At 64.6% G+C, this 25,861-nt stretch carries 21 protein-coding genes; 7 read left to right on the plus strand and 14 right to left on the minus strand.

Going from position 1 to position 25,861, the window contains the following annotated elements:
- Positions 1 to 180: 180 nt before the first annotated feature.
- The 12 genes from AC1DYL_RS14635 to AC1DYL_RS14690 form a co-directional block, all read right to left on the minus strand.
- Positions 181 to 1,014, minus strand: coding sequence for a glycerophosphodiester phosphodiesterase (locus AC1DYL_RS14635; RefSeq protein ID WP_477173704.1), 834 nt, complete (start codon positions 1,012 to 1,014; stop codon positions 181 to 183).
- Between the two features lie 4 nt (positions 1,015 to 1,018).
- A complete protein-coding gene (locus tag AC1DYL_RS14640) occupies positions 1,019 to 2,056 on the minus strand; it encodes an ABC transporter ATP-binding protein (protein WP_477173705.1) in 1,038 nt (345 codons plus the stop codon).
- A gap of 12 nt (positions 2,057 to 2,068) precedes the next feature.
- A complete protein-coding gene (locus tag AC1DYL_RS14645; RefSeq protein WP_477173706.1) occupies positions 2,069 to 2,890 on the minus strand; it encodes an ABC transporter permease in 822 nt (273 codons plus the stop codon).
- Position 2,891: 1 nt separating this feature from the next.
- The gene (locus tag AC1DYL_RS14650; RefSeq protein WP_477173707.1) at positions 2,892 to 3,767 is read right to left on the minus strand and encodes an ABC transporter permease; all 876 of its coding nucleotides are present in this window, start codon (positions 3,765 to 3,767) and stop codon (positions 2,892 to 2,894) included.
- On the minus strand, positions 3,764 to 4,915 hold the full coding sequence (locus AC1DYL_RS14655) for an extracellular solute-binding protein (RefSeq protein ID WP_477173708.1): 1,152 nt from the start codon (positions 4,913 to 4,915) through the stop codon (positions 3,764 to 3,766). The genes AC1DYL_RS14650 and AC1DYL_RS14655 overlap by 4 nt, the downstream gene beginning before the upstream one ends.
- Positions 4,916 to 5,152: 237 nt before the next feature.
- Positions 5,153 to 6,235 carry a Gfo/Idh/MocA family protein gene (locus AC1DYL_RS14660; RefSeq protein WP_477173709.1) on the minus strand — a complete coding sequence of 361 codons (1,083 nt, stop codon included), beginning with the start codon at positions 6,233 to 6,235 and terminating at the stop codon, positions 5,153 to 5,155.
- Complete coding sequence (locus tag AC1DYL_RS14665) at positions 6,235 to 7,086, minus strand: sugar phosphate isomerase/epimerase family protein (protein ID WP_477173710.1); 852 nt, start codon at positions 7,084 to 7,086, stop codon at positions 6,235 to 6,237. The genes AC1DYL_RS14660 and AC1DYL_RS14665 overlap by 1 nt, the downstream gene beginning before the upstream one ends.
- A 3-nt stretch (positions 7,087 to 7,089) precedes the next feature.
- Positions 7,090 to 8,505 (minus strand): CehA/McbA family metallohydrolase, encoded by a 1,416-nt coding sequence (locus AC1DYL_RS14670; RefSeq protein WP_477173711.1) that lies wholly within the window; start codon positions 8,503 to 8,505, stop codon positions 7,090 to 7,092.
- On the minus strand, positions 8,502 to 9,614 hold the full coding sequence (locus tag AC1DYL_RS14675) for an ABC transporter ATP-binding protein (protein WP_477173712.1): 1,113 nt from the start codon (positions 9,612 to 9,614) through the stop codon (positions 8,502 to 8,504). Before AC1DYL_RS14675 ends, AC1DYL_RS14670 begins: the two co-directional genes overlap by 4 nt.
- A complete protein-coding gene (locus tag AC1DYL_RS14680; protein ID WP_477173713.1) occupies positions 9,614 to 10,444 on the minus strand; it encodes a carbohydrate ABC transporter permease in 831 nt (276 codons plus the stop codon). Before AC1DYL_RS14680 ends, AC1DYL_RS14675 begins: the two co-directional genes overlap by 1 nt.
- Positions 10,441 to 11,358, minus strand: a complete 918-nt coding sequence (locus AC1DYL_RS14685) for a carbohydrate ABC transporter permease (protein WP_477173714.1) — start codon at positions 11,356 to 11,358, stop codon at positions 10,441 to 10,443. Before AC1DYL_RS14685 ends, AC1DYL_RS14680 begins: the two co-directional genes overlap by 4 nt.
- 336 nt (positions 11,359 to 11,694) lie before the next feature.
- Positions 11,695 to 13,056 carry an extracellular solute-binding protein gene (locus AC1DYL_RS14690; RefSeq protein ID WP_477173715.1) on the minus strand — a complete coding sequence of 454 codons (1,362 nt, stop codon included), beginning with the start codon at positions 13,054 to 13,056 and terminating at the stop codon, positions 11,695 to 11,697.
- Between the two features lie 319 nt (positions 13,057 to 13,375).
- On the opposite strand from AC1DYL_RS14690, the gene AC1DYL_RS14695 reads away from it, so the two are divergent.
- From AC1DYL_RS14695 to AC1DYL_RS14705, 3 genes are all read left to right on the plus strand, one after another.
- Positions 13,376 to 14,413 carry a LacI family DNA-binding transcriptional regulator gene (locus AC1DYL_RS14695; protein ID WP_477173716.1) on the plus strand — a complete coding sequence of 346 codons (1,038 nt, stop codon included), beginning with the start codon at positions 13,376 to 13,378 and terminating at the stop codon, positions 14,411 to 14,413.
- A gap of 10 nt (positions 14,414 to 14,423) precedes the next feature.
- Entirely contained in the window at positions 14,424 to 16,274 is a 1,851-nt protein-coding gene (locus AC1DYL_RS14700) for a DUF5054 domain-containing protein (RefSeq protein WP_477173717.1), read from the plus strand.
- 65 nt (positions 16,275 to 16,339) lie between these two features.
- Positions 16,340 to 18,070, plus strand: coding sequence for a diguanylate cyclase (locus AC1DYL_RS14705; RefSeq protein WP_477173718.1), 1,731 nt, complete (start codon positions 16,340 to 16,342; stop codon positions 18,068 to 18,070).
- Here AC1DYL_RS14705 and AC1DYL_RS14710 read toward each other — a convergent pair.
- Positions 18,067 to 18,636 (minus strand): LysE family translocator, encoded by a 570-nt coding sequence (locus AC1DYL_RS14710; RefSeq protein ID WP_477173719.1) that lies wholly within the window; start codon positions 18,634 to 18,636, stop codon positions 18,067 to 18,069. The genes AC1DYL_RS14705 and AC1DYL_RS14710 overlap by 4 nt on opposite strands.
- Positions 18,637 to 18,698: 62 nt before the next feature.
- Entirely contained in the window at positions 18,699 to 19,625 is a 927-nt protein-coding gene (locus AC1DYL_RS14715; protein ID WP_477173720.1) for a helix-turn-helix domain-containing protein, read from the minus strand.
- 160 nt (positions 19,626 to 19,785) lie between these two features.
- Between AC1DYL_RS14715 and AC1DYL_RS14720 the strand changes: the two genes are divergently transcribed.
- From AC1DYL_RS14720 to AC1DYL_RS14735, 4 genes are all read left to right on the plus strand, one after another.
- Positions 19,786 to 21,873, plus strand: coding sequence for an ABC transporter substrate-binding protein (locus AC1DYL_RS14720; protein WP_477173721.1), 2,088 nt, complete (start codon positions 19,786 to 19,788; stop codon positions 21,871 to 21,873).
- Between the two features lie 106 nt (positions 21,874 to 21,979).
- Entirely contained in the window at positions 21,980 to 22,993 is a 1,014-nt protein-coding gene (locus AC1DYL_RS14725) for an ABC transporter permease (protein ID WP_477173751.1), read from the plus strand.
- A 20-nt stretch (positions 22,994 to 23,013) separates the two neighbouring features.
- Complete coding sequence (locus tag AC1DYL_RS14730; protein ID WP_477173752.1) at positions 23,014 to 24,159, plus strand: ABC transporter permease; 1,146 nt, start codon at positions 23,014 to 23,016, stop codon at positions 24,157 to 24,159.
- A gap of 8 nt (positions 24,160 to 24,167) precedes the next feature.
- Positions 24,168 to 25,838 carry an ABC transporter ATP-binding protein gene (locus AC1DYL_RS14735; RefSeq protein WP_477173722.1) on the plus strand — a complete coding sequence of 557 codons (1,671 nt, stop codon included), beginning with the start codon at positions 24,168 to 24,170 and terminating at the stop codon, positions 25,836 to 25,838.
- Positions 25,839 to 25,861 lie beyond the last annotated feature (23 nt).

A 25,861-nucleotide genomic window follows, 5' to 3' on the forward strand; every position in this document is an offset into this window, starting at 1 on the left:
ATCTCTCCCTTGGCGGGGGAGAAAGCGAAAACTTGGGCTTAGCGCAGCTAAGTCCTTAGTTTTCGCAAGAGAGGGGGTGCGGAGCCATTGTGCCCACCAATATCCCCTCTCTTGGCGAAGGGCTAAGCCCAAGAAGTCGCTTTCTCCCCCGCAAGGGAGAGATGACGGAGAGATCAGGGCTCACCCCAGCGCCGCCGCCACGCCCTCCGGATCATCCGTCGTAATCTGGTCCACCCGCAGTTCCAGCAGTCGCTCGATCACGGCCATGCCGTCATCGTCCGCCCGCCTCACCGTATACGCATCGATCCGCCGCCCATGCGCATGGAACGCTGCGATGATGTCGAACTCATCCCGGTCCGCCTCGAGCACCAGCCGATACTCGAGATAATCCAGTTCCGACGTCGGTGAGGCGGCCACCGCATCGTCGACGAACGCGGCGTAGTCGCGCGTCTCCATCAGCCGCTCCATCGCCCCCTTGTGGCAGGGATCGTACCCGATCCGCAGCCCCGGCACCTTCTCACTTAGCAGCCGCACCGACTCCGCGTCCCCCGACGACAGGATGAAGTGCCGTGCCACCGGCCCCAATGCCTCGGCGAAATTCTCGATCACCCGCGGATTGAGCGCTGCCGCATCCTCCTTGTAGTCGAGCTGCAGCAGCCCCTCCGGGTGCGCCCCGTCCCGCGCGATCAGCGCCGCGAGGTCCTCCAGCAGCATCACCTTGTCGCCGATCGGCTGCCCGGCATTGTCGCGCAGGTGCAGCCCGCGCAGTACCTCGGCCGAAGTCTTCCGCACCAGCCCGGTCCCAGTCGTCTCGCGCTCCAGCGACAGGTTGTGCAGCACCGCCATGCCGTCATCGGCGTGGATCACCAGGTCCACCTCGACGCTGGCGCCCAGCTTCATCCCCTCGATGATCCGTCGCCCGGTGAACACCGGATCGGTCGCCATCCGCCGTCCGCGGTGCCACTTGAAGAACGTGCGATGACCCTCGCGGGTCACCGAAATCGCGTCGGCCATAGTCTTAGTTGCTCCGGTGGATCGCCGCGTTGTCGCGATAGGCCGCAAAGGCCTTGGGCTTCAGGTCGATCGATTGGCCATGCGACCAGTCCCGCGCCTCGCTGGTCATCGACTTCAGCCGCGCCCCGTCCGGCAGCTCGATGTCGACGATGGCGTGCGTGCCATAGTCGGTAACGCGGTGGATCTTCGCCATCCCGGCACCATTCGCCGGCACGATCTCAAGCGCCTCCGGCCGCACCGCCAGCGTCGCCGCCCCATCGCCCACCGGCAGCGGCACCGTGAAGCCCGAATGGGTGAACGTGCCGTTGGATACCGTCCCCTCCACCAGGTTCATCGTCCCGATAAACCCCGCGACGAACGGCGTCGCCGGTTCGCGGTAGACCACGTCAGGCGCCGCGGCCTGCTCAGTGCGCCCATCACGCATCACCACGATCCGGTCGGCCAGCGCCAGTGCCTCGTCCTGCCCGTGCGTCACGAACAGCGTAGTGATCTTCAGCCGCTGCTGGATGTCCCGAACCTCTTCGCGAAGACGCTCCCGTAGGTGCTGGTCGAGACTCGCAAAAGGCTCGTCGAGCAGCAGGATCTTCGGCTCCAGCACCAGCGAGCGCGCTAAGGCCACGCGCTGCTGCTGCCCGCCCGAAAGCTGCGTCGTCGCCCGGTGGCCATAACCACCAAGGCCCACCAACTCCAGAACGGCATCGACCTTGCGCTTGATCTCGGCCTCCGGCAGCCGCCGCAGCTTCAGCCCGAACGCCAGGTTCTTGAACACGTTCATATGCGTCCACAGCGCATGGCTCTGGAACACCATGCCGGTCGGCCGCTTCTCGGGCGGCACGCGCGTCACGTCTTCGCCGTCGATGGTGATCAGCCCAGTGGTCGGCGTTTCGAACCCGCCGATCATCCGCAGCAGCGTCGACTTGCCCGAGCCGGAAGGGCCGAGCAGGCAGACCAGTTCGCCATCGCCCACGGTCAGCGTGAAATCGTCCACCGCCTTGGTGGTCGAGAAGCTCTTGGTGACGTTCTTGATCTCGAGCACGGACATGCGGCGGTATCCCTAGGCGCCAAAGCCGCGGGCAAAGCTGCCCGAGCTGATGACGCGGCGCGCAAACAGCAGCGCGATGAAGCTCGGCACCCAGAGCAGCACGGATAGCACCGCGCCATACTGGATCACCGGCTGGTTGTTGATGAAGCTGATCATTAGCACCGGCAGGGTGCGGATCTGCGGGGCGCCGATCAGCCAGGCGCCCTCGGTCTCGTAGAATGTGCCGACAAAGCTCAGCAGCACCGCTGCTGCGATCGTCGGCCCGGCCTGCGGCAAGGTGATCGACCAGAACACCCGAAAGGGTCCCGCGCCCACGTCGCGCGCCGCCTCTTCCATCCGCCGGTCCACCGACTGGAAGGCAGCCACGGGTATCCAGATCATGAACAGCAGCGTGCCCACCAGTTGGATCAGCACCACGCCCCAGAACGTCCCGATCAGGTTGAGACTGAGGAAGATACCGGCGATCGCCACCAGCAGCCCGAACTTCGGAAACGCGTGCCCGGCGAGGAACGAGAAGAAAAGAATGTTCCGTCCAGGAAAATCGAGCCGCGCGAAGGCATAGGCCGCCGGCAGGCAGATGATCGCCGAGAGCAGCGTCACCATCGTCGCGAGGCTGAGGCTCGTGGTGATGGCGCTCCACACGTCGGCGCGGGCCAGCGTCTGTTGCCAGAACTTCAGCCCGAACTCCTGCGGGATCACCGAGGGGTAGCGCCACACATTGGTGAACGCCCAGGTGCCCACCACCAGCAACGGAAACACGATGACCACAGTCAGCACCACCGCAAAGAAGATGCCGGTCCAGTCGGTCCGCCGTTCAACGAGTGCGCGCGCCATCTCAGGGGGCCCGGTTCTTGGCGACGGATCGGACGTAGAACAGCCCGAATACGAGGCAGAAGCAGAAGGCGATCACTGCCTGGGTGATGGCGTTGGTCGGATCGTTCAGGTCGCGGAACGTCCGCTGCATGAACGGCCCCATCATCTCCGGCGCGGCCGGTCCCAGCACATAAGGCAGGGTGAAGGCTGAAAATATTCCGAGAACGGTGAAGCTCACCGCCACGAGAATGGAATTCGAAATGCGCGGCAGAATGATGTGCCACAAGAGCGCGAACCGTCCCGCGCCGACATCGCGCGCCGCCTCGATCGACTGGTTGGAAACGTTCCCTAGGCCCGAGAGCAGGATCAGCACGGTCAGCGGAATGTTGTCCCACACCAGCCCGATCACGGGCCCCCAGGGGGTCAGGTAGGGTGAGCGGATATGCGGCAGCCCGACGGCATTGAACAGCAGGTCCACCGTGCCGTTCGGGCCCAGCACACGGATGATCGCGTAGCTCAGGATGATCGACGGCACGAACATCGGAAAGATCGCCAGCCCCTGCACATAGGCGGCAAGCCGCCCTTTGGCAAAGCGCAGGTACAGCGCGATGGGCAGGCAGACGAGCAGCAGCAGCAGCGCCGTGACCGTTGTCGTCCACAGCGTCACATTCAGGTTGTTCAGGCTGTACTGATCGGAAAAGAAGAACTTGTAGGTGTCGAGCGAGAAGCTCCGCCCGCTGCCCTCATTGGGCAGCCACACGGTGCGGGTAATCGCCGAAATGATCGGCCAGATCACCATCCAGCACACCAGCAACACCGGAGCAGCGACGAGCAGGAGGCCAACTGGCCTCCCGCTCTTTTTCGTTCCGACGATGTCGTTCGCCGGCGTGATCGTCACGCGCTGCGATCCACGTTCGGGGCAACGTTGCGGTACCAGCCGTCGTTGATCGCCTTTTCCCAGTCACCACCCGGGAAGGTCGGGATGGTGGTCGGGATGACGTCCTTGTACTTCTCGCGCAGGTCCTGGCTGACGTAGTCCCACGCCACGCCCGGGAAGCCGCCGAGCTCGCTGAGCACGGCCGACTGCACTTCCTCGGTGAGGATGAAGTCGGCGAGCTTCAGCGCGGCATCCTTGTTGATGCCGTTCGAGAGGACGACCGAGCGCGAGAAGCCGCCCGGCAGCGCCAGGTCCTGCAACTGAACGAGGCCGGTGGTCTCGGGCAGCACGCCGGTGTTGATCGCCTGGATCGCCTGGTCCGACCAGGCCGGGATCATGGTGACCGCCGACTGGCCGAGCAACTGGATCGACTGGGTGTTGCCCGAGGTGTAGGCGCCGTTGTCGAACAGCGAGCCGGAGAGGTCCTTGAGGATGTCCCAGGCCGGGTTCAGCGCGGCCTCGCCGGCTTCCTGCGTGTAGTTGTCGATCTTGAACTTTCCGAGATCCTTGCCGTTGGCCTCGAGGATCGCGCGGCGCACGAAGTTGCCGCCCGAACCGCCCTTGTCCGGCCGGTTGTAGATGAACTGGCCCGGGTTCGCCTTGATCCAGGTGACGAGGTCGGCAAAGGTCTTAGGCGCATTTGCCGGGTCGAGCTTGGTGGTGTCATAGGCGAGCAGCACCTGCGACCCGCGATACGGCACCGAGAAGTCGCCGTCGAAAGCCAGCGGGTTGATCTTCGAATAGTTGGAGAGCCCGGCTTCCTTGATGTTCACATAAAGCCCGGCATCTGCCGCACCGGCCGGCAGCCGCCAGTCGGCGGATTCGAAATAGTCGGCCTGCGGGTCGGTCTTGGTCTGCATCGCGGCCAGCGCGCGCTCGCCGATCGCGGTCTGCCCGGCCGCGTCGCCGGCGTCCACCAGGTTCAGGGTGACGCCCGGATTGGCGGCCTCGAACTTCGGCTTCACGATGTTGGTCCAGAAGTCGAGGATGTTCTGGTCCGACGAAGTGTACCAGTCGATCCGGCCCGCTTCGGCGAAGGCCATACGCGGCAGCAACACCATGCCGGCGGCAGCACCGCCGACCGAAAGCATAAACGCACGACGTTTCATCGTTTTCTCCCTGGGTTCGCCTGCGGGATTATCCCCGCGGCAGGTCAATCTGACGCCGACCGTAGGAGCCCAGACTAATCTCGGCGGGCCCGCTGGCAAGCAAAAAATGGAATGGAAATTCCATTGTGACAGCGTCGCGTCCGTTTTATTCCGCGAGGCTTTCTGCCCCGCTTAAAGCCTACTCCGGTGACACTCAGATGACATCGATATCGGTCCGATTTCCGGGGCTTGTGGCCACTATTGGGATCGTTCCTGCAGCAAGAAATGGCGGCCGACTTCCGCGAACAATTCGAGGTCGGCAAGCGAGTCTGTCAGCAATGTCTTCGGCTTTTCGCCGGTCGTGACAGAGTGATGGAAAGCGCCGAGTTCGACCCGGAAAGCATCCTCGTAGAACGGCCCGATGATCTCGGTCCCGGTCGCGTGCAACTCCGAGGTCGTGATCTCGAGCCGGGTGGGAAGATTCCGCACATACGGGGTGTCGTAGTTGATCTTGAAATGCTGGTTCATGGTCAGCACTTCGATCCCCGCATCGAACCGCGCCACGTCGTGGATCACCGCCTCGTAGAGCGCCGTGAACGTTCCATAGTCGAACATCACCAGCACGTTCTCGCCCCGATGCTGGCGCGCCGCCGCGACCGATTTCGGCGCGCCGAACAACTCGCGCATCGCCGAAAAGCTATGTGAGGAAAGCCCGGTCAGCACCTGATACGCCCGCAACTGGTCTGGCGCCGCCTCACCCATCACCGATTTCAGCAGCGCCTGCGTCTTCGTCCGCCCGTCCGCGATGACGTCCGCCGGCACGTCATCGGGCCGGAAGATGTTGCGGCTCTGGTCGACGAAGAACTGGCTCTCGCGGATCAGGTCGCGAATCCGCACGTGCCGGATTTCCTCGCGTGGCGGCAGCCGCTCCTTCAGCGCCGTAAACGCCGGCGCAAACCGCCGCATGTAGCCCACGAACACCGTCTTGGTGTTTCGAGCCTCCAGCTCCAGCAGCGGCCGCAGCTCTGCCGCCGTCAGCGCCGCCGGCTTCTCGATGAACACATGCTTGCCCGCCCGGATCGCCTTCTCCAGTAGCGGCGCATGGAGGAAATCCGGCGTCAGGATGAACACCGCATCCAACCCGGGATCGGCGATCAACGCCTCCGCCGTCGCATGTCGCGTCTTCACCCCATACCGCTCCGCCACATGCCCTACTAGGCTGGGCGACACGTCCGTCACCGCCGCAATCTCGAACCGCTGGTCGTCCGCCAGCAGTGGCAGGTGCATTAGCTGCGCGACTTCACCGAGGCCGATCAAGCCAACCTTGATCCTCTCAGCCATCACGCGATCGCCTGCATGTACACATAGTTCCGCTTCGCCAGCTGCAGCGGCGTCTCCGCCGCGTTCTCGGCGATATCCTGCTCGACCACGATCGGGCCATCGAAGCCCTTGGCATCGAGGAACCGCATCACCGCCTGGATATCGACTGCGCCATCGGGCAGGGGGGCCATCACCCCCGCGCCATACGACGCCGCCACCGACAGCTTGCCGTCCAGCACCCGCTGCCGCACTGCGGCATCGACGTTCTTCAGGTGCATGTAGGCGATCCGCCCCCACACCTTCTCCATGTAGGCCAGCGGATCCTGGCCCCAGAACGCGTGGTGCCCGGTGTCGAAGCAGAGGTCGATGTCAGTCTCCTCGAGCAGCCGGTCGATCTGCCGCTCGAACTCAACCGCCGTGCCGATATGCGGGTGAAAACTCGCCTTCAGCCCGAACTCGCCCTCGATCACCGCCTGCGCCTCGCGCACCGTGGCGACCAAGCCGTTCCAGCCCTCGCGATCGAGCACGCCTTCCTGGCCCGCGGGGTACCAGTTGCTCTCATCCATGATGACGAGGTGCTTGGCGCCAAGATCCTTCAGCAGCGGCGCCAGTTCGCGCAGCGTCGACATCAGCACCGGCGCGGAGGCGCGGTCGCCGAAGGTGTGGACGTGCGTCGCGCCGATCAGCGTCAGCCCGCGCTTCTCGAGCTCCGGCCCGAGCACCGCCTTGTCCTTCGGCAGGAACCCGAACGGCCCCAGTTCCGTGCCGCGATAGCCCGAAGCCGCCACCTGGTCGAGATACTCCTGCCACGTGTAGGCGTTGCCGGTGGGATAGTTGATGCCCCAGGAACACGGGGCATTGCCGATAAACATGAGCTAGTCCTGATCGATGTAGATTGGGTTGGAAATGGCGCGCCGGATCGGCTCCTCCGTCAGGTGCGAGCCCTTGAGCTGCCACGGCAATTCGCCCCGCTCCGAGGCCGCCTTGGTGAACTCCTCCACCAGCCAGCCCCGGCTCGCCTTGGCGATGATCTCGGCGCGCACGAACTTTTCGGCGCCGTCGAGCAGCGCCAGCTCGCCCCGCCAGTCGCCGCTGTTGATCTCCTGCTCGGTGATCGTCCCGCGCCCGTCGATCCACACCAGCACATCGCCCCGCGCCCCGCGCACGATCGCCTCGCAATTGAGCGGTGCCGTCACCGACGAGCCCATCGGCTCGCCGTTGACCGTGATCTCGAGATGCGGCCCTTGCGGCCCCTCCGTCACATAGCCGCGCCCGGCCTTCATTGCCGCCAGCACCGCGTCCTCGCTCAGCTCCGGCAGCCACAGCACCGTCGTCGGCCGCGCCAGTACCAGCGGCCCCTCCGGCTGCAGCTTCGCCGGCTGGTGATAGTCGCTGCCGCCGATCGCCGAAATCCTGAGCCCGGATGCCAGCCGCTCCTGCCAGCGTCCCAGCGACACCCAGTTCCACGCCATCCACGTCGATTGCCAGACCTCCTGGCAGTCCGCAGCCGGGAACTCGTAGTCCCAGGGAATGGTCGGCTTGTCGTGATTGATCGACAGCAGCCCGCCCTTCCGATGCACCATCTCCGCCAGCACATGCGCATCGGATGGCCTTGTCATGCGGAAGTCGATCCACTCGTCGACCCCATAGACATTGGCGTGCCCCACCGCGGTGGTCACCTCCATGCCCCGCACGAAGACCAGGTCCGGCGACGACGCCGGATGGAAATATCGCCGCTGTGAAATCGTGTTGTGGTCGGCGATGGCCAGGAAATCGAGCCCCGCCTGCATCGCCGCCCGATGCAGCGTCTCAGGCGATCCCGCCGCATCCGAATGGAACGTGTGGCAGTGCAAGTCGCCCTTGTACCATCCAGCCCCCGCCCGCACCGGAAACGTCCGCTCCGGCTGCGGATTGGTCGGCCGCTCGGCGCTGTCGAGCGTCACAGTCACCGTCACCTCGGCGCCATCGGCCGGCACCTTGTACAGCCCAAGGATAACGTTCCACTCACCCGCCTGGATCGGCCCGTGAATGTAGCCCGGCGTCGCATTGTCGGTGGCAACGAAGAACCGGTCCCGAAACCCGCCCGACCAGCCTCGAAAACCCTCCTCCGACGGGTAGGGCGTCATCCGCGGATCAAACATCCCGAGGTCGATCACGCAGTTATCCGCCTTGGGGTAAGCCAGCGTCACGTCGATCCGCGTCGTCCCCTCCGGCACGCTCACCGGAATGTAGAAATACGGGTCCCGCGCCTGATCGGCCTGGGTGATCGAAACCCGGACCAACTGTGTCACAGCGGCTTCTCCCCATCCGCCGCGATCCGCTTCCCCTCCGCATCGAACAACGTCGCGTGCGCCCCATCGAAAGTGAACGCCACGTTCTCCGTCGTCTCCACCACATCGTCGGTGAAAATCCGCGCCGTCACCCGCCCGCCATCCTGGCGCTCGAACGTCACCAGCTTTTCCGGCCCCATGTTTTCGTTCGCGAACAGCTTGCCGCTGACCATGTTCACATCATTGATCGTGCCCATGCTCAGATGCTCGGGCCGTACGCCCAGCGTCACGCCCGCGCCCTTGCCCAGCGCCGCCTTGATCCCGGACGATAGCGGCACATCCCGCACCAGCACCCCATGCGCCCGCAGCGTCAGCGTCTCGCCCTCGATCGTCCCGTCGACCGGGATCATGTTCATCGGCGGATTGCCCACGAAGTTCGCGACAAACGTCGTCGCCGGCCGCCGGTAAATCTCGATCGGCGGCGCGAACTGCACGATCCTGCCACGGTCCATGACCGCAATCCGCGTCGCCAGCGCCATGGCTTCCGCCTGGTCGTGCGTCACGTAGACCGCCGTCATCCCCATGTCGCGCTGCAGGTGGTTGAGGAAGCCGCGCGCCTCCAGCCGCAGCTTGGCATCGAGGTTGGAGAGCGGCTCGTCGAACAGGTACACCCGGCTCGGATAGACCAGCGCCCGCGCCAGCGATGTGCGCTGCTGCTGCCCGCCCGAAATCTGGCTCGGCAGCCGTTGCAAAAGGTCGCCGATCTTCAGCACATCGGCCACTTCCTTGGCCCGCTTGTGCCGCTTCTCGACGCTCTCGCCGCGCACCTTCAGCGGGTAGGCGATGTTGTCGGCGAGGTTCATGTGCGGGTAGAGCGCATAGTCCTGGAACACCATAGAGATCTGCCGATCCTTCGGGTGCAGGTGCGTCACATCATCCGGCCCGATCATGATCTTGCCCGAGCTCGGCGTCTCGAGCCCGGCGATCATCCTCAGGCTGGTGGTCTTGCCGCAACCCGATGGGCCGAGCAGGCAGATGAACTCGCCATCTGCGACCTTGAAACTGATGTCCGAGACGGCATTGAAGGTGCCGAAGCTCTTGGTGACGTTCTGGAATTCGACCGAGGCCATTACGCTTTGATTCCACCGAAGAAGCGGAAGCCGAACTTCCAGCTGACGAAGAGATTGAGGGCGACGACGGGCAGGGAGTAGATCAGCGAATACGCCGCGAGCAGCGTCACGATCGGCGTCCCGGCTTCCGAATAGAACGAGTAGATGGCGACCGAGGACGGCATCAGGTCGTCGGAGCGGAGCAGGATGAACGGGATCAGGAACGAGCCCCAGATGTTGACGAACGCCCACACCACCACGACCACGATGCCCGGCCGGATCACCGGCAGCGCCACGTCGAAGAACGCCTGTACCGGCGACGCACCCGCCACCATCGCGCTCTCCTCATAGGTCTTGGGAATGCCGTCGATGAAGTCGCGCAGGATGAACATCGCCGTCGGCAGCAGCCCGCCGGCGAACACCAGGATCACCGCGATATGGGTGTCCATCAGCCCGACCGACGAGATGATCAGGAAGATCGGCACCATCGCCGCCGTCCCCGACACCACCGACGAGAACAGCAGCAGGACGTAGGTGACGACACCCTTGCCCGGCACCGACGAACGGCTGAGCGCATAGGCCGCCAGCGTCGCCGCCGCCGCGACGAGGATCACTCCGCCGACGCTCTGGATCAGGCTGTTGAGCAGCCCGCGCATAGCAAAGCCATTGCCGAACACCGTCATGAAGTTCTGCAGCGTCCACGGATCGGGCACCGCGATGCCCAGTTCGGCTCGCGCGTTGAACGGCGCGAAGATGAACCAGATCAGCGGCAGCGCGAACAGGATGCCGATGATCGCGGCGAGCGCCGAAAAGCCGATCCGGGCCAGCAGTTGCGGGAAGCTGAGCCTCATTCCTGCACCGCCTTGGCTTTCTTGCGCCCGAACGACAGGTAGATCAGCGCGAACACCAGGTTGATCAGCATGATGATCACGCCCACGGCCGCGCCCTTGCCGAAGTCGAACTCCCGGAAGGCGATGCGATAGTTGTAGATCGACAGCAGCTCCGTCCGGTAGCTTGGCCCGCCATTGGTCAGGATGAACGGCGTGAACACGTTGAACGTCCACATGGTGATGAGGATCAGGTCGGTCACGACGTGCCCGCGGATCAGCGGCAGCCCGATATCGCGGAACTTCTGCCAGCTCGAGGCGCCAGCCACGTCAGCCGCCTGGAAGTAGCTCGGCGGGATCGACGCGAAGGCCGAGTTGAACAGCATCATCGAGAACGCGGCGCCGCGCCACGTGTTGAAGATCACGATCACCCAGAACGGCTGCTGCAGCAGGAAATCCCCCGCCGGCAGTCCGAGCCCCCTGAGGATCATGTTCAGCGTGCCGTTGTCGTAGTCGAGGAACGCGAACCACGCGAAGCCGATCACCACCTCGGGCAAAATCCACGCTGCGATCACGCAGGCCTCGACGATCCGCTTGAGGGCAGGGGGGATGGTCTGCATCAGCCACGCCAGCAGCAAGCCGAGCAGCGCCTGCCCGACCAGCGCCGACAGCAGCACGAACTGCGTGGTGAGGATCAGCGAGAAGCCGAACTGCCCGCGCGTGAAGAACGTCGCCGGGTCGAACAGCTGCAGATAATTCCCCAAGCCGACGAACTCGGGACTGAGCGCGGTCTTGCCCAGCAGCGTCCGATTGGTGAACGAAACAAAGATCACCCAGAAGAACGGCAGCAGCACAAACACGCCAACCAGGGCCGCAGCGGGCGCGAGGAATGCGGCGCCAGCGCGGTGGGAGAGCAGGGAGAAGTTGCGCTTCTTCATGCGGATAACTCGGAGCGCAAAAGATACCCCCACCCCTGTCCCCTCCCCACAAGAGGGAGGGAGACGCCAACGCTGGCGCCGAGCATGAGGTTACGAAGACTGCTCGGGAGGGTCTCCTCCCCCCTTGTGGGGGAGGGACAGGGTGGGGGGAGCGTTTCCCGCACCGCCGGCAGCGTCTCGCCGTGCATCTCAGCCAACCGTCTCAATATGACAACCCCAATCGAAAAAGACCTCCCCGGCCGCAGACAGTAAGCCGGGGAGGCGTTCCCAGGGAGCGCCCGGCTCAGGGAGGGCCGGGCGTGGGAGGACGGGCCGCGGGGAGGCGGCCCGCCGAACTCAGAGCTTCGAAACCGTGTTGGCTTCGCCCACGATCGCGATCACTGCTGCCTTGTAGGCCGCCATCGCGTCAGCCGGGCTCGCTTCACCCGAAACCACGCTTTCGGTCATGCGCTGAATCTCGGCCGAGACCTTGTTGTAGTTCGGGTCGTTCGGCCGGGCCGTGGTGATCGGCAGCAGCGATTCCTGCGTCTTCTGCAGATACACATTGTTCGGCGTCGCCACGTCGTCGCGGATGCGGCGAGCTTCACGATAGCCTTGGAACGCGGTCAGCGATTCCTGGCTGTTCATGTAGCTGAGCAGCGCCCACGCCTCGGCCGGGTTCTTGGTCGCCGGGTTGAGCACGAAGCCCGTGCCGCCCGAAACCGTCACATAGTCCTGCCCGCGATAGCCCTTGCCCGGCTCCTGCGCCGGCATCGAGGCCCAGGTCACTTCCGCGTCGCGGTTCTCGAGGCCGAATTCCGCACCCGGCGCCATCACCGAGTTGAAGAACCAGTCGCCTTCGACGAGCAGCGCGGTCTTGCCGTCGCGGAAGTTGGTGAAGGTGCGGTTGCGGCCGTCACCGAGCAGCTGCGCGCGCTGGTCGCCCAGCTGCTCGTCCACGTAGATGGTCTTGTAGAGGTTGAGGGTGTCGAGGATGCCCTGGCTCGAAACGATGTACTTGCCGTTCTCGTCGACGACGCTTTCGCCCGTCCCGAGGATCGCCATGTAGTAGCCCTGCATAGTGGTGGCTTCGCCCATGTTCACGCCGGCATTGAGCTGCAGCGGAAACGAGTCGGGGTTGGCCTTCTTGATGGCGCGGGCGGCGTCGAGCAGTTCGGCCCACGACTTCGGCTGGAAGGTGTCCGGGTCGAGCCCGGCCGACTTCAGCAACTCCTTCCGCACGAAAATGGCGCGCACGTCGGTGCCGAGCGCCAGGCCATAGGCTTTGCCGCCATAGCTCATCAGCGACTTGGCGCCTTCCGAGATGTGGCTCCAGCCTTCCCAGCTGTTGACATCAGCGCCGGCCACTTCGTCGAGCGGCTTCAACAGCCCGCCTTCGACGAACGAGGGGATCAGAAAGCCATCGAACGCCGCAACGTCAGCGCCCGCGCCGGTCGAGAAATCGAGCGCCAGCTGCTGGGTCATCTGCTCGTCCTTGCCGCCGAACTCGTTCAGCGACACGGTGACGTCCTTGCCGTCGGCCTTCATCTTCGCGGTGAAGCCGGGGATCACGCTTTCCTTGATCCAGGTCGCGGTCTCGCTGTTCACGCCGCCGACGACGCAGCGACAGATCACCGTCAGGTCCACGGCGAAGGCCGGGGTGATCATGGTGGTGGCAGTTGCTAGGCCCAAATACAGGGCACGCAGACGATTGCTCATCGCTAAAATTCCTCCCTTGGTGGCGCCGCATTACGGGCGCCGAATTGGCGACGGCGACGGTTCAAAATCCCCCGTCGCAGCTCACGATCTCAGAATGAACACGCTTTCATTCATCGTCAAGCCGTAGAATGTCTGTTGCGAATGACAGCGATATGACGCGCCAGTAGAATGTTTGTTCCATTCGCGGTGGCGTCGGTCATTGTTCCGTAACATCATGGGTTTAGCCTATTCGTGCGCTGGATCGGCTTGACAGCGGCCGAAACGAACCGGCAGAACAGTTTTGCACACGATTTCAATCTAGGGCAGCAAGGCAGACCTGTTGAGCGATCCGGCAACCCGCAACCGCAGCCGCGCCACCGCCGATATGGTGGCCCGCACGGCCAATGTTTCCCGCGTCGCCGTCAGCCGTGCCTTCAACCCGCACGCCTCGATCAAGCCGGAAAAGCGCGACCTGATTTTGAAGGTGGCGCAGGAGCTGAACTACACCCCGGACATGGCCGCCCGCTCGATGGTCACCGGCCGCTCGCACCTCGTTGGCATCATCGTGCCCGATATTTCCGGCCCGTGGGAAAGCCAGGAGCTCGACGCCATGACCACGGCGCTGCAGGCCGAGGGTTTTGCGACCCTGCTGTTCCGCACCCGCGATGACCTGTCGCTCGACGAAACACTGCTCACCTACATGAAGGGCTTCAACCCGGACTCGGTCATCGCCTATGCCGAGAACGTCCGCCCCACCACGCTCGCCCGCGTGCTCGATCGCGCCGTGCCGATCTACATCGGCTACCCCGACGAGGAGGGCGGCGAGGCCGAAGCCGCCCCACTGTTCGACCGGCTGGACGTGCTGCAGCGCGAGGGCATCGAGCAGGCCGTCGCGCTGATGCAGGGCTACGGCGCCAGGAAGTTCGCCTTCCTCGCCGGCAAGACCAACTCGCTCGCCACCCACTCGCGCGAGCGAATGGTCCGCAAGGTCCTCGCCGAGCGCGGCCTGCCGCCGCCCATCCGCATCCCGGGCGATTACACCTATGACACCGCCTATCGTGAGACGATCAACCAGTTCCGCGTCGGCGAGCCGGTCGATGCCATCTTTGCCGCCAATGATGTCGGCGCGTTCGGCGCCATCGACGCGCTGCGCCACGAACTCGGCCTGCGCGTCCCGCAGGACGTCAAGGTCGTCGGCTTCGACGATATCAACCAGTCGCACTGGAAGAGCTACAACCTCACCACCGTGCATCTCGATCTGCCCGAGCGCACCCAGGCACTGCTGCGCCTGATCCTCCGCCGCCTCAAGAACCCCACCTCACCCTCGCTCACCGAAACCGTATCGACCCGCCTGGTCGTCCGCGGCACCGTGGGCTGACGAGATCCCCGTGACCAAAAAGATCCACTTGGTCTTCAAGACCCACCTCGACATCGGCTTCACCGACCACGCGGCGAAAGTCCGCGCCCAGTATCACGACCGCTTCATCCCGCAGGCGATCGACACCGGCGAGCACTTCTTCGCCGAGGACCCGCAGAACCCCAAGTTCATCTGGACCACCGGAGCCTGGCTGATCTGGGATCACCTCAATTCGCAAAGCCCCGAGCGCGTGCAGCGCCTCGAGCGCGCGATCGATCGCGGCCTCATCCGCTGGCACGCGCTGCCCTTCACCACCCATTCCGAGCTGATGTCGCCGGCCGTGTTCCGCGCCGGCCTCAGCTACAGCCGGGAACTCGACAAGCGCTTCGGCAAGCAGACCATCGCGTCGAAGATGACCGATGTCCCCGGCCACACTATCGGCATCGTGCCGCTGCTCGCCGAGGCCGGCGTCAGGTTCCTGCACCTCGGCGTCAACAGTGCCTCGCCGCCGCCCGACGTGCCCGATGTCTTCCGCTGGCGCGCTCCCGACGGCAGCGAAATCGTCGTCATGTACCAGAAGTCCTACGGCGAGACGCACTTCCCCGAAGGCTTCGACACCGGCCTCGGCTTCGCCCACACCAACGACAACATGGGCCCGCAGAGCGTCCCGCAGACCGCCGACGCCTGGCGGGAACTGCAGCGCCACTACCCCGATGCCGAGATCGTCGCCTCGACCCTCGACGCCTATGGCGAAATCCTCTGGGCCCGCCGCGAGGAATTCCCGGTCGTCGACCTCGAACTCGGCGACAACTGGATTTTTGGCGCCGGCACCGACCCCGAGAAGATCAAGCGCTTCCTGCACCTGCAGCGCCTCTACGATCGCTTCGACGAAACCGAGCTCACCCCCAGCCGCCTCGCCTTCGGCCGCGGCCTCACCATGGTCGCCGAACACACCTGGGGCGTCGACATCAAGTCCTACCTGCGCGACGACAAGGCCTGGGACCGCCCGGCCTTCGAAGCCACCCGCAAGACTGATCACCGCTTCCAGTACTCAGAAGCTTCGTGGGCCGAGCAACGCGCCTATCTCGACGCCGCCGTCGCCGAACTCGACCCCGCCGACCGCGCCCTCGCCGAGGCCCCCGAGGATCCGTCCATCGAAGGCAGCGGCTGGTTCGTCGAAACCGATCCCGCCACCGGAGACGTCATCCTCATCCGCTCCCCCGCCGGCGTCGAACTGCGCGGCGAGAACCACAGCCTCCTCGGCTACCGTTACGAGAGCTACGACGCCGCCGACATCGCGGCCCACATGGACACCTACCTGACGCACCGCGCCGAGTGGGCCATCCTTGATCACATCAAGCCCGGCCTCGACCGCGCCGCCACCGCCCGCTCGCAGAGCTTCGCCCCCAACGGCCAGCTCGAACTCGACCCGGCCGCCCACGCCCAACTCGGCGCGCCGGCCCGCGTCGTCTACCGCTTCCGCGCGCTCGACGACCGCCATCTCGAGATCTCAGTCGAGCTCATCGACAAGCCCGCGAATCGCATGCCGGAAGCGAGCTTCGTCACCTTCACGCCCGCAGGCCCGCACGACTGGCAGTTCCTCAAAACCGGCCAATGGCTGAACTCCAGCCATGTCGCCCCCAAGGGCGGTGGCCAATTGCAGGCTGTCGCTGCCGTCCGCGCGCCCGGCATCGAACTCCGCCCTCTCGACGCCCCGCTTGTCGCCCCCGCGGCGACCGCGTTCATGCCCTTCAACCCCAACCCACCGGATTTCTCCGCCGGCCTGCGCTTCAACCTCCACAACAACAAATGGGGCACCAACTTCCCCATGTGGTGGGGCACCGACCGCTTTGCGGCCCGGTTCGTGCTGGAGCTTAAGTAGTTTCCGCGCAGTCCCGCGACGTCCGCTGAAGTCGATGTTAACGATCGGGCGACTATTGTCCTCCGATGGGACGCATCCAGAACCTGCCGGACGATGAGCCGAAGCTGCTCCGCTTCGATCAAGGCGGCGCGCTGCTTCGCAAGGTCATCGAGAGCGCCGCCGTCGGCATGGCGCTGGTCGGCGTCGATGGCCGGCTGCTCTATCTCAACAGTGCTTTCGCCGAGATGGTTGGCGGCAGCATTGACGATTTCACTGGTGCGCAGCTTGCCGATTTCGCGCATCCGGACTGCGACGCCGCGCTGCCGCTTCACCTCGGCCGCCTGGTCGACGGCGAGGCCGAGGAACATCGCGCCGAGTGCCGGCTGAAGCACACGGACGGCAGCGCCATCTGGGTCCTCGCGGTCGCCTCGCTGCTGCGCTCGGACACGACCGGCCGGCCGCTCTACGTCATCCTCCAGACCACCAATATCGATCGCCAGAAACGCGCCGAGGCTGCACTCGTCCATGCCGAAAGCCGCTGGAGCTTCGCCCTGGAGGCGGCGGGGCAGGGCGTATGGGATCACGATAAGCCCAACGACGACATGTTCTATTCGCGCACCTGGCGAACCATGCGCGGCTACCGACCCGACGAGTGGGTCGATCCCGACCAGGAAGCCTGGCTGGCGCGCGTCCACCCCGACGACGTCCCGCGCATTCGCGCCAATGTCGACAAGCAGGATCTCGGCGAGGAGGGCTTCGAAACCCTCGAGTATCGGGAGCGCCATCGCGACGGCCACTGGGTCTGGATTCTGAGCCGCGGCCGTCCGGTCGAGTGGGACGAAAACGGCGTCTCCACCCGCACCATCGGCACCGACACCGACATCACGCGCCTCAAGACCATCGAGGCTGAGCTCGCCGAGGAAAAGGAGCGGCTCAAGGTCACGCTCCAGTCGATCGGCGACGGCGTCATCTCCACCGACGACAAGCGCCGCGTCACCTTCATGAATACCGTCGCTGAAACGATGACCGGGTGGATCGTCGACGAGGCGATCGGCCGCCCGGTCGATCAGATCATTCCCATGGCCGAGGAGCGCACCGGTCGCATCGCCGCCAGCCCGGTCGCCCGCTGCCTGCTCACCGGCGACGTCACCTATGTCGACGAGGACGTCGTGCTCGAGTCGCGCGATGGGGCTCGCCGCGATATTCGCTGCTCCGCCGCGCCGCTGCGCACCCCCGAGGGTGCCGTGATCGGCGCCGTGCTGGTGTTCCAGGACGTCAGCTCGAGCCGTGCGCTGCAGCGCCAGCTGGCCCACTCGGCCACCCACGATGGTCTGACCGGCCTGCCAAATCGGGTCGCGTTCGAGAAAGCGCTCGGAACGGTAGCCGCGGAAGCCGCCCGCGAGCGCCGCCAGCACGCGCTGTGCTTCATCGACCTCGATCACTTCAAGCCGGTCAACGACGGCGCCGGACATGCGGCGGGCGACGCGCTGCTCCGCAAGGTGGCGGCAGTGATCGGCAGCAGCTGCCGCCGGCAGGATTTCGCCGCTCGCATCGGCGGCGACGAGTTCACGATCCTGCTTTCCGACTGCCCGCTCGATGCCGCCAGCCGCGTCGCGGAAAAGATCGCCGCTGCGATCGCCGACATCAACTTCCAGGCGGGCGGTGCGGCCTACGGGATCGGTGCCAGCATCGGCATCACCTGCGTCGACGAAAACTCTCCTCCCACCGACGAACTCATGCGTCGAGCCGACGAAGCCTGCTACACCGCCAAGGCGCTGGGTCGGGGCAGGGTCGTAGTGTACGAAGCAGCGTCCTAACCGAGCACGGACGCCGCGATAACCCCGGCAAATCCGACCAGTGCCACCGAAGCCACCCGCCGGACGATCCCCGCATTTCGCTCGCCCGACGCCGCCCCAATGGCGCGGCCGACGAGGATCCAGGCGAACCCCACACTCGGTACTGCCACAGTGAACGCCACGATGAACCAGGCAAGCGCAGGGTGCTCGGCCGGGAGGATGCTGAGCGCGAAGATCAGTGCCTTGGGGTTGAGCAGCGTGGTGACGAACACGCTGCGCACGCCGACCGTCTGCGCCCCCGTCAGCGCCTCATTGTGCCGCCACAGCCGGATCGCCACCCAGCCCAGGTACAGCACCACCGCGATCTTCAACCCGACCCCGACCAACGGATATGCATGGATCACCGGCCCCAGCACGATGCGGATCGCCGCAATCGCAATCAGGTAACCGGCAAGTTCCCCGACGAGCAGCGGCAGCGAGCGCCGCACCCCCACCATCGCGCCGGACGTCGCCAACAGCGTGTTGGTCGGCCCGGGCGTGCCCAGGATCGTCAGCACGGCCAGCAAAAACAGGATCGGATCAGTCATTCGATAGTCGCCCTCGCGTCACGCGTGAGTCCAGCCGATCGGCGGCTGGCGTGCAAGACCTCTTAGCGGAGGTAGTGCGCCCGCATCTGCCGCGGCGTCAGTCCATAGGCGTTCCGGAACTGCACGTAGAACTGGCTGAGCGCCGTGAACCCGCTCTCGAACGCCACGTTCTCGATCGACAGGCTCCCCTCGAACAGCAGCGAACGCGCCCGGATCAGCCGCATCCGCACCACGAACTTGTGCATCGGCACCCGCATCACCTCGGTGAACAGATTGAGCGCATAGTTCGGGTGCAGCCCCACGACCTTCGCCACGTCCTCCGCCCGTAGCGGCTCCGAGAGATTCTCGAGGATGTGCCGGATCATCGCCACCACGTAGCGCAGCGGCGAGGCTGCGCGGGTCGACGATCCGACGCTCTCGATCCACGGCTCCATCAGTACGTCCCAGCCGGTCACCGCAGCGCGGCGCAGCATCAGCGCGATCTCTTCCTTGAGGATGTCGGTCCGCTCCGCATCGCCCGAGCGATAGTCGTGGTACCAGCGTCGCAGCGTATCGTCGCCGATCGTCTCGGGGGGGAGCATCACCACGCCGCCGCCCATCATGGTTTCGGTCAGCTTTCCGAGGTTGGGCATGTGCAGGAAGCTGTCGAGCGGCAGGTATACATTACACTGGCGACTGTCGGCGTGAGGCCCCGTATCCAGCCCGACCGTCTGGTGCGGGATGCCGGCCCAGAACAGCACCAGCCGCTCCGGTGGGATTTTGAGCGGTCGCCCGTCGATGACGTAATCCATGCTGCCGGCGGTCAGCCAATTGAGCTCAATATGTCCGTGGAAGTGCTCCTCCGGCATGATCTGCGGGTCGAACCAGCGGATACCGAACCGGCCAAAGGCTTGCATCTGCGCATAAAATCGCCGGTCAGGCCGCGGCACCGGGGCGGTCGCCTTCTCCCGTGGCTTGTTTGGCGAAAAGTGCTGGGGCTGCTCGGTCATCGCTCCGACGCAATCTGTAAAAACCGGAAATACTCATTCAGATAATCGGATTGTTCGGTCCAGCGCAAGGTCTACGATTTCGAGGCTGGGACAAGTGGCGGCGGGTTGGAGGCCCTCCGCTGGGTGCGTGTTGCGCCAGTCTTCAGCCTAGGGAGGAAACATGCGTAAACACCTATTTGCCCTTGGCGGGGCAGGGCTTCTGCTTGGCGTCTCGATTATCGCTGCGCAGGCTCAGATCGTACCGCCGACCACGCCGCCCGATCCGCCGAAGTTCGATGCACAGGGTACGCCCAACTTCGTCGGCATCAACGACATCTATGAGTACAAGGCGCTGCCGGCTTACAACGAGCCGGAGTATGTGAAGGCCTTCGAGGCTGCAGGCAAACTGCCGCCGCTGGTCGATCGCCTGCCCAAGGAGCCGATGGTCTTCAAGTCGGCCAACATGCCCGACGGCATCGGCGTCTATGGCGACGTCATGCGCCATGTGATCGGCGGCCGGCCGGAAGGCTGGAACTATATGGCCGGCCAGTCGCAGGGCTGGGGCGGCATCGATATCGGCACGATGGAGTGCCTGACGCGTACGGCGCTGCTGTATGAGGTCAAGGCCGAAGACCTGGCGCCCATGCCCAACCTCGCCAAGAGCTGGGAATGGAGCGAAGACGGCCACAAGCTGACCATGCACCTCGTCGAAGGCGCCAAGTGGTCGGATGGTGTCGAGTTCACCTCGGAAGACGCCATGTTCTACTGGGAAGACAATGTCGTCGACCCGAACGTGACGCCGCTCAACGGCGCATCGCCGGAAATGTTCGGTGAGGGCACCACGCTCGAGGCCCCCGACAAGTACACGCTGGTCTGGACCTTCAAGGAAGCGTTCCCGCGCCAGTACCTGTACCAGATGGCCTACGGCAACTTCTGCCCCGGCCCGGCGCACATCTTCAAGCCGCTGCATCCGAAATATAAGGCCGGCGCCACGTACGACGAGTACAAGAACGCCATCAAGCCCGAGTACATGAACATCCCGGTGATGGGCGCCTGGGTTCCGGTCGAATACCGGCCTGACGACATCGTCGTCCTGCGCCGCAACCCGTACTACTGGAAAGTCGACGACCAGGGCAACCAGCTGCCCTACCTCAATGAAGTCCAGTATCGCCTGAGCACCTGGGCCGACCGTGACGTGCAGGCAGTGGCCGGCACCGGCGACTTCTCCAACCTCGAACAGGCTGAAAGCTATGTCGAGGCGCTGAAGCGTTCGGCCGATCCCAACGCTCCCGCCCGTCTTGCCTTCGGTGCCCGCACCATCGGCTACACGCTCTATCCGAACCTCTCTGGCAATGGCTGGGGCGAACCGGATGCGCGTCAGCAGGCGGTCCGCGAGCTCAACCGCAACGAAGACTTCCGCAAGGCGGTCACCTACGCGATTGATCGGCAGCGTCTGGGCGAAGCTCTGGTGAAGGGCCCGTTCACCGCCATCTACCCGGGCGGCCTCTATGCCGGCACGACGTACTACGACAAGGACTCGACCGTGTACTACCCGTACTCGCTCGAGTCTGCGAAGGAACTGCTGGCCAAGGCCGGCCTCGTCGATACGGACGGCAACGGCGTCGTGAACTTCCCCGCTGGCACCGCTGGTGGTGGCGACGTCGAGATCACGCTGCTCGCCAACGCCGACTACCAGACCGACAAGAACCTGGCGGAAGGCGTCATCGCGATGATGGAGCCGCTTGGCATCCGTGTCATCGCCAACTTCCTGACCGGTACGCAGCACGATGCGACCTACCAGTCGGGCAAGTTCGACTGGCGTGTTGCCCGTAACGGGTCGGAACTGATTTCCGTGGTCCAGAATACGACGGCGCTCGCGCCGACTGGTCCGCAGGTTAGCGGTTCGCACCGCGCCGGCACTGACGGCACGCTGGATCTGCTGCCGTGGGAGAAGGACCTGGTCGACACCGTCAACGCGTTCATCGCTACCGATGATTCCGCCAAGCGCCTCGATCTGATGAAGACGTACCAGAAGATCTATACCGAGAACCTCTTCGGTATCGGCCTGACGCAGTACCCTGGTGCGCTCATCATCAACAAGCGCTTCGCCAACATCCCGCCGGGTGCTCCGATCTTCATGTTCAACTGGGCTGAAGACAACATCATCCGCGAGCGCGTCTACGTTCCGGCTGACAAGCAGCAGGCTTACGAGCTGCATCCTGACACCCTCCCGGGTGCCCCTGGTTCTGCCGGCGCGGAATCCTTGTAACGCCCGCAACTGCAGACCAAAAGCGAGGGGGCTCTGGCTCCCTCGCCACCTCCCGCCTCACGAAGTGGAGGCTGGCCCGGCCTTAGGAGTTTCGAACATGCTGCAATTGCTGCGCTTCCTGGTGATGCGGATACTGGCAGCCGTGCCGATCCTTCTCGTGCTGAGCATCGTCACCTTCGCCATCATCCAGGCCCCGCCGGGCGACTACGGCGACTACATCCGCTCCATGCTGATCAATCAGGGTGGCGCTACGATGGAAGAGGCTGAAAAGCAGGCGGAGATCTACCGCGAGCAGAACGGTCTCAACGACCCGCTCCCGGTCCAGTACATCAACTGGATGGGCGGCATCGTCACCCGCTTCGATTTCGGCCACTCGCTGTATTACAACAAGCCGGTCGGCGACGTTGTGGCCGAGCGCCTGCCGCGCACCATTATGCTAGCGCTGACCTGTCACCTGTTCGCGTCTGTCATCGGCATCGGCATGGGCATCATCGCAGCCACGCGACAATATAGCTGGGTCGATACCGCCTTCGGCATCATCTCGTTCCTCGGCATGACCGTGCCACGCTTCCTCCTGGCGCTGATCATCATCTACATCCTCGCCTTCAAGCTGAACGTGCAGGAGATCGGCAGCTTCTTCTCGTCGAGATACGGCGGCGCGCCGTGGAGTTGGGACAAATTCGTCAACCTCGTCTCGCACGTCTGGCCGGTGGTCTTTATCGCCACCTTCGGCGGGCTCGCCTACAACATGCGCGTCATGCGCGCCAATCTGCTCGATGTGCTGAACTCGCAATATGTCGAGACGGCGCGAGCCAAGGGCATGTCTGAAGGCGCGGTGATCATGAAGCATGCCGTCCCCAATGCCCTGCATCCGCTTATCGCCTACCAGGGCGTGGCGCTGCCCTATATGCTCACCGGCGAAATTGAAGTTGCCATCGTCTTCGGCCTCGCCACCGTCGGCCCGGCGATCACCGGCTCGATGGCCGTGGGCGACGTGTACGTCACCGCCACCTTCGTCCTCGTGCTGGCCGTCACCCTGATGGTGGGCAACATCCTGTCTGATCTGCTGCTCGCTGCGGTCGATCCGCGCGTACGGCTCGGCGGGGAGAACCGCGAATGACCGATATCACCCACAAACCCATCCTGGCCGATACCGTCACCCCTCCCGCCGTCACGCCGCCGGCAGAGCCGGTCATCGCCGCCCGTTTCGCCCATGGCAACGAGACCTACATCACGCTGGTCTGGCGTCGCTTCCGCCGCTCTACCATGGGGATGATGGGCCTGACCCTGACCGTGGCGCTGCTGTTGATGGCTATCTTCGGCGATTTCTTCGCCCCGATGGACCCCAAGCGGGCCGAGATCGGTTTCGCACCACCCGACCATGTCGAGTTCAGTGCGCCCGATGGCAGCTTCAGCCCGATCCCGTTCGTCTACCCGATCATCGAGACCGGCGAGTTCGATCCGGTCACCTTCCAGCCGATGACCGGCCCGGACAAGACCAATCCCACGGCGCTCGGCTTCTTCGTCAAAGGCCACCGCTACAACCTGCTCGGCCTGATCCCGACCGATATCCACTTCTTCGGCGCCGTCGATGGTCGCCCCATCCACTTCCTCGGCACCGACAAGTTCGGTCGCGACATTCTTTCGCGCGGCATCGTCGGCTCCCAGATTTCGCTGACCATCGCGCTGGTGGTGGTGCTCCTGACCACGACGCTCGGCACGTTCGTCGGTATTGCCTCCGGCTATCTCGGCGGCAAGCTCGATACCTGGGTGCAACGCTTCGTCGAACTGGTGCTGGCCTTCCCTCAGCTCCCGCTCTACCTCGCACTCACCTCGCTGATCCCGGTGACGGCCCCGTCCAACGTCTTTATCGCCTTCGTCATCGGGGTCATGGCGGCGCTCGGCTGGGCCCAGCTCAGCCGTGAAGTCCGCTCCAAGACCCTGGCGCTGGCCCGTATCGAATACGTCCGCGCCGCCATTGCCGTCGGCTCCTCCGACATGCGGATCATCGGCCGGCATATCCTGCCTAACGTCTCCAGCCACCTGATCGTCGCGGTCACCATCGCGATCCCCAGCGTGGTGCTGCTCGAGAGCTTCCTCGGCTTCCTCGGCTTCGCCGTGAAGCCGCCGCTGATCTCCTGGGGCCTGATGCTGCAGGACACCGGCACCTTCTCGGTGATCGGCTCCTATCCCTGGATCCTCAGCCCCGTCGTCTTCGTCCTGATTACGGTCTTCGCCTTCAACGCGCTGGGCGATGGCCTGCGCGACGCGATCGACCCCTATTGAGTATGGCCATGAGCAACACCTCGAACGTCGATCTCGCTCCCCCTGAGCGCTATGACCTCGGCAGCCACGGCCGCGAGTTGATCCTCGATGCCCGCAACATCGCCGTCGACTTCAAGGTCGAGGGCGGCATCGTCAACGCCGTCCGCGACGTCTCCTTCCAGCTCCACAAGGGTGAGACCATCGCGCTGGTCGGAGAAAGCGGCTCGGGCAAATCCGTCACCGCCCGCACCGTCATGCGCCTCCTGACCCGGCGCGCCAAGATCGGCAAGCAGACCCGCATCAGCCTCGGCGGCAAGGACATCGTCAGCCTCAGCGATCCGCAGATGCGCAAGCTGCGCGGCAACGACCTGTCGATGATCTTCCAGGAGCCGATGAGCTCGCTGAACCCGGTCTACACCATCGGCCAGCAGCTCTGCGAAATCCTCCACCTGCACAACCGCATCAGCCGTCGCGAAGCCATGGACCGCGCCCGCGCGCTGCTCGAGGAGGTGCAGATCCCCGAGCCCGGCGCGCGCCTCCGCCAGTATCCGCACCAGCTCTCGGGCGGCCAGCGCCAGCGCGTCATGATCGCCATGGCACTCGCCAATCGCCCCGACGTGCTGATCGCCGACGAGCCGACCACCGCGCTCGACGTTACCGTGCAGGCCCAGATCCTCAATCTGATCAAGGATCTGAAGTCGAAGTACGGCATGGCGGTGATCCTGATCACCCACGACCTGACGATCGTCAAACAGTTCTCCGACTACGTCTATGTCATGCAGAACGGCCGGGTGCAGGAGCACAACACCACCGAGGCGCTGTTCGCCAATCCGCGCCACAGCTACACCAAGCACCTGCTCGCCTCCGAGCCGAAGGGCGCGGCGAAACCGATCGAGGCCAACTCCCCGACCGTGCTCGAAGGCAAGGACGTGAAGGTCGCCTTCACGCTCAAGCGCGGCGGCTTCTTCAATCCCGATTTCTTCGAGCTGGTCGCCGTCGACGAGCTCTCGCTCAACTTGAAAAAGCACGAGACCCTCGGCCTCGTCGGCGAATCCGGCTCGGGCAAGACCACCTTCGGCCAGGCCCTCATCCGCCTCATCGCCAACCAGGGCGGCGAGATCCTGTTCGATGGCGAGCGGATCGACACCAAGGATCGGCAGGCCATGCGCCCGCTGCGATCCCGCATGCAGATCGTCTTCCAGGACCCCTTCGCTTCGCTGAACCCCCGCATGTCGGTGCGCCAGATCATCGAGGAAGGGTTGATCGTCAACAACCTCGGCGGCAACAGCCGCGAGCGCGGCGAACGCGTCCGTCAGGCCCTGCGCGATGCCGGAATGCCCGACACCATTCTCAACCGCTTCCCGCATGAGTTCTCGGGCGGCCAGCGCCAGCGCCTCGCCATCGCCCGGGCCATCGCGCTTGAGCCCGAGTTCATCCTGCTCGACGAGCCGACTTCGGCACTCGACCTTTCGGTGCAGGCCCAGATCATCGAGCTGCTGCGCAAGCTGCAGGACGAGAAGGGTTTGAGCTACCTCTTCATTTCGCACGACCTCAAGGTCGTCAAAGCCCTCTGCCACAGGGTGATGGTCATGCAGTACGGCAAGATCGTCGAAGAGGGGCCGGTGAGCCAGGTGCTCGAAAACCCGCAAACCGAATACACCTCGCGGCTCGTTAGGGCCGCGTTTGAAATCGCGGCCTAGCCCGCCGACAGCCTTACGGAGAC

Source organism: Devosia sp. P1_H9 (genome assembly GCF_056405135.1).

Bases quoted from the DNA above. Each gene is read 5' to 3' on its own strand.
- AC1DYL_RS14635 (WP_477173704.1), bottom strand. From the start codon at position 1,014: ATGGCCGACGCGATTTCGGTGACCCGCGAGGGTCATCGCACGTTCTTC.
- AC1DYL_RS14640 (WP_477173705.1), bottom strand. From the start codon at position 2,056: ATGTCCGTGCTCGAGATCAAGAACGTCACCAAGAGCTTCTCGACCACC.
- AC1DYL_RS14645 (WP_477173706.1), bottom strand. From the start codon at position 2,890: ATGGCGCGCGCACTCGTTGAACGGCGGACCGACTGGACCGGCATCTTC.
- AC1DYL_RS14655 (WP_477173708.1), bottom strand. From the start codon at position 4,915: ATGAAACGTCGTGCGTTTATGCTTTCGGTCGGCGGTGCTGCCGCCGGC.
- AC1DYL_RS14660 (WP_477173709.1), bottom strand. From the start codon at position 6,235: ATGGCTGAGAGGATCAAGGTTGGCTTGATCGGCCTCGGTGAAGTCGCG.
- AC1DYL_RS14665 (WP_477173710.1), bottom strand. From the start codon at position 7,086: ATGTTTATCGGCAATGCCCCGTGTTCCTGGGGCATCAACTATCCCACC.
- AC1DYL_RS14675 (WP_477173712.1), bottom strand. From the start codon at position 9,614: ATGGCCTCGGTCGAATTCCAGAACGTCACCAAGAGCTTCGGCACCTTC.
- AC1DYL_RS14680 (WP_477173713.1), bottom strand. From the start codon at position 10,444: ATGAGGCTCAGCTTCCCGCAACTGCTGGCCCGGATCGGCTTTTCGGCG.
- AC1DYL_RS14685 (WP_477173714.1), bottom strand. From the start codon at position 11,358: ATGAAGAAGCGCAACTTCTCCCTGCTCTCCCACCGCGCTGGCGCCGCA.
- AC1DYL_RS14690 (WP_477173715.1), bottom strand. From the start codon at position 13,056: ATGAGCAATCGTCTGCGTGCCCTGTATTTGGGCCTAGCAACTGCCACC.
- AC1DYL_RS14705 (WP_477173718.1), top strand. From the start codon at position 16,340: ATGGGACGCATCCAGAACCTGCCGGACGATGAGCCGAAGCTGCTCCGC.
- AC1DYL_RS14710 (WP_477173719.1), bottom strand. From the start codon at position 18,636: ATGACTGATCCGATCCTGTTTTTGCTGGCCGTGCTGACGATCCTGGGC.
- AC1DYL_RS14715 (WP_477173720.1), bottom strand. From the start codon at position 19,625: ATGACCGAGCAGCCCCAGCACTTTTCGCCAAACAAGCCACGGGAGAAG.
- AC1DYL_RS14720 (WP_477173721.1), top strand. From the start codon at position 19,786: ATGCGTAAACACCTATTTGCCCTTGGCGGGGCAGGGCTTCTGCTTGGC.
- AC1DYL_RS14735 (WP_477173722.1), top strand. From the start codon at position 24,168: ATGAGCAACACCTCGAACGTCGATCTCGCTCCCCCTGAGCGCTATGAC.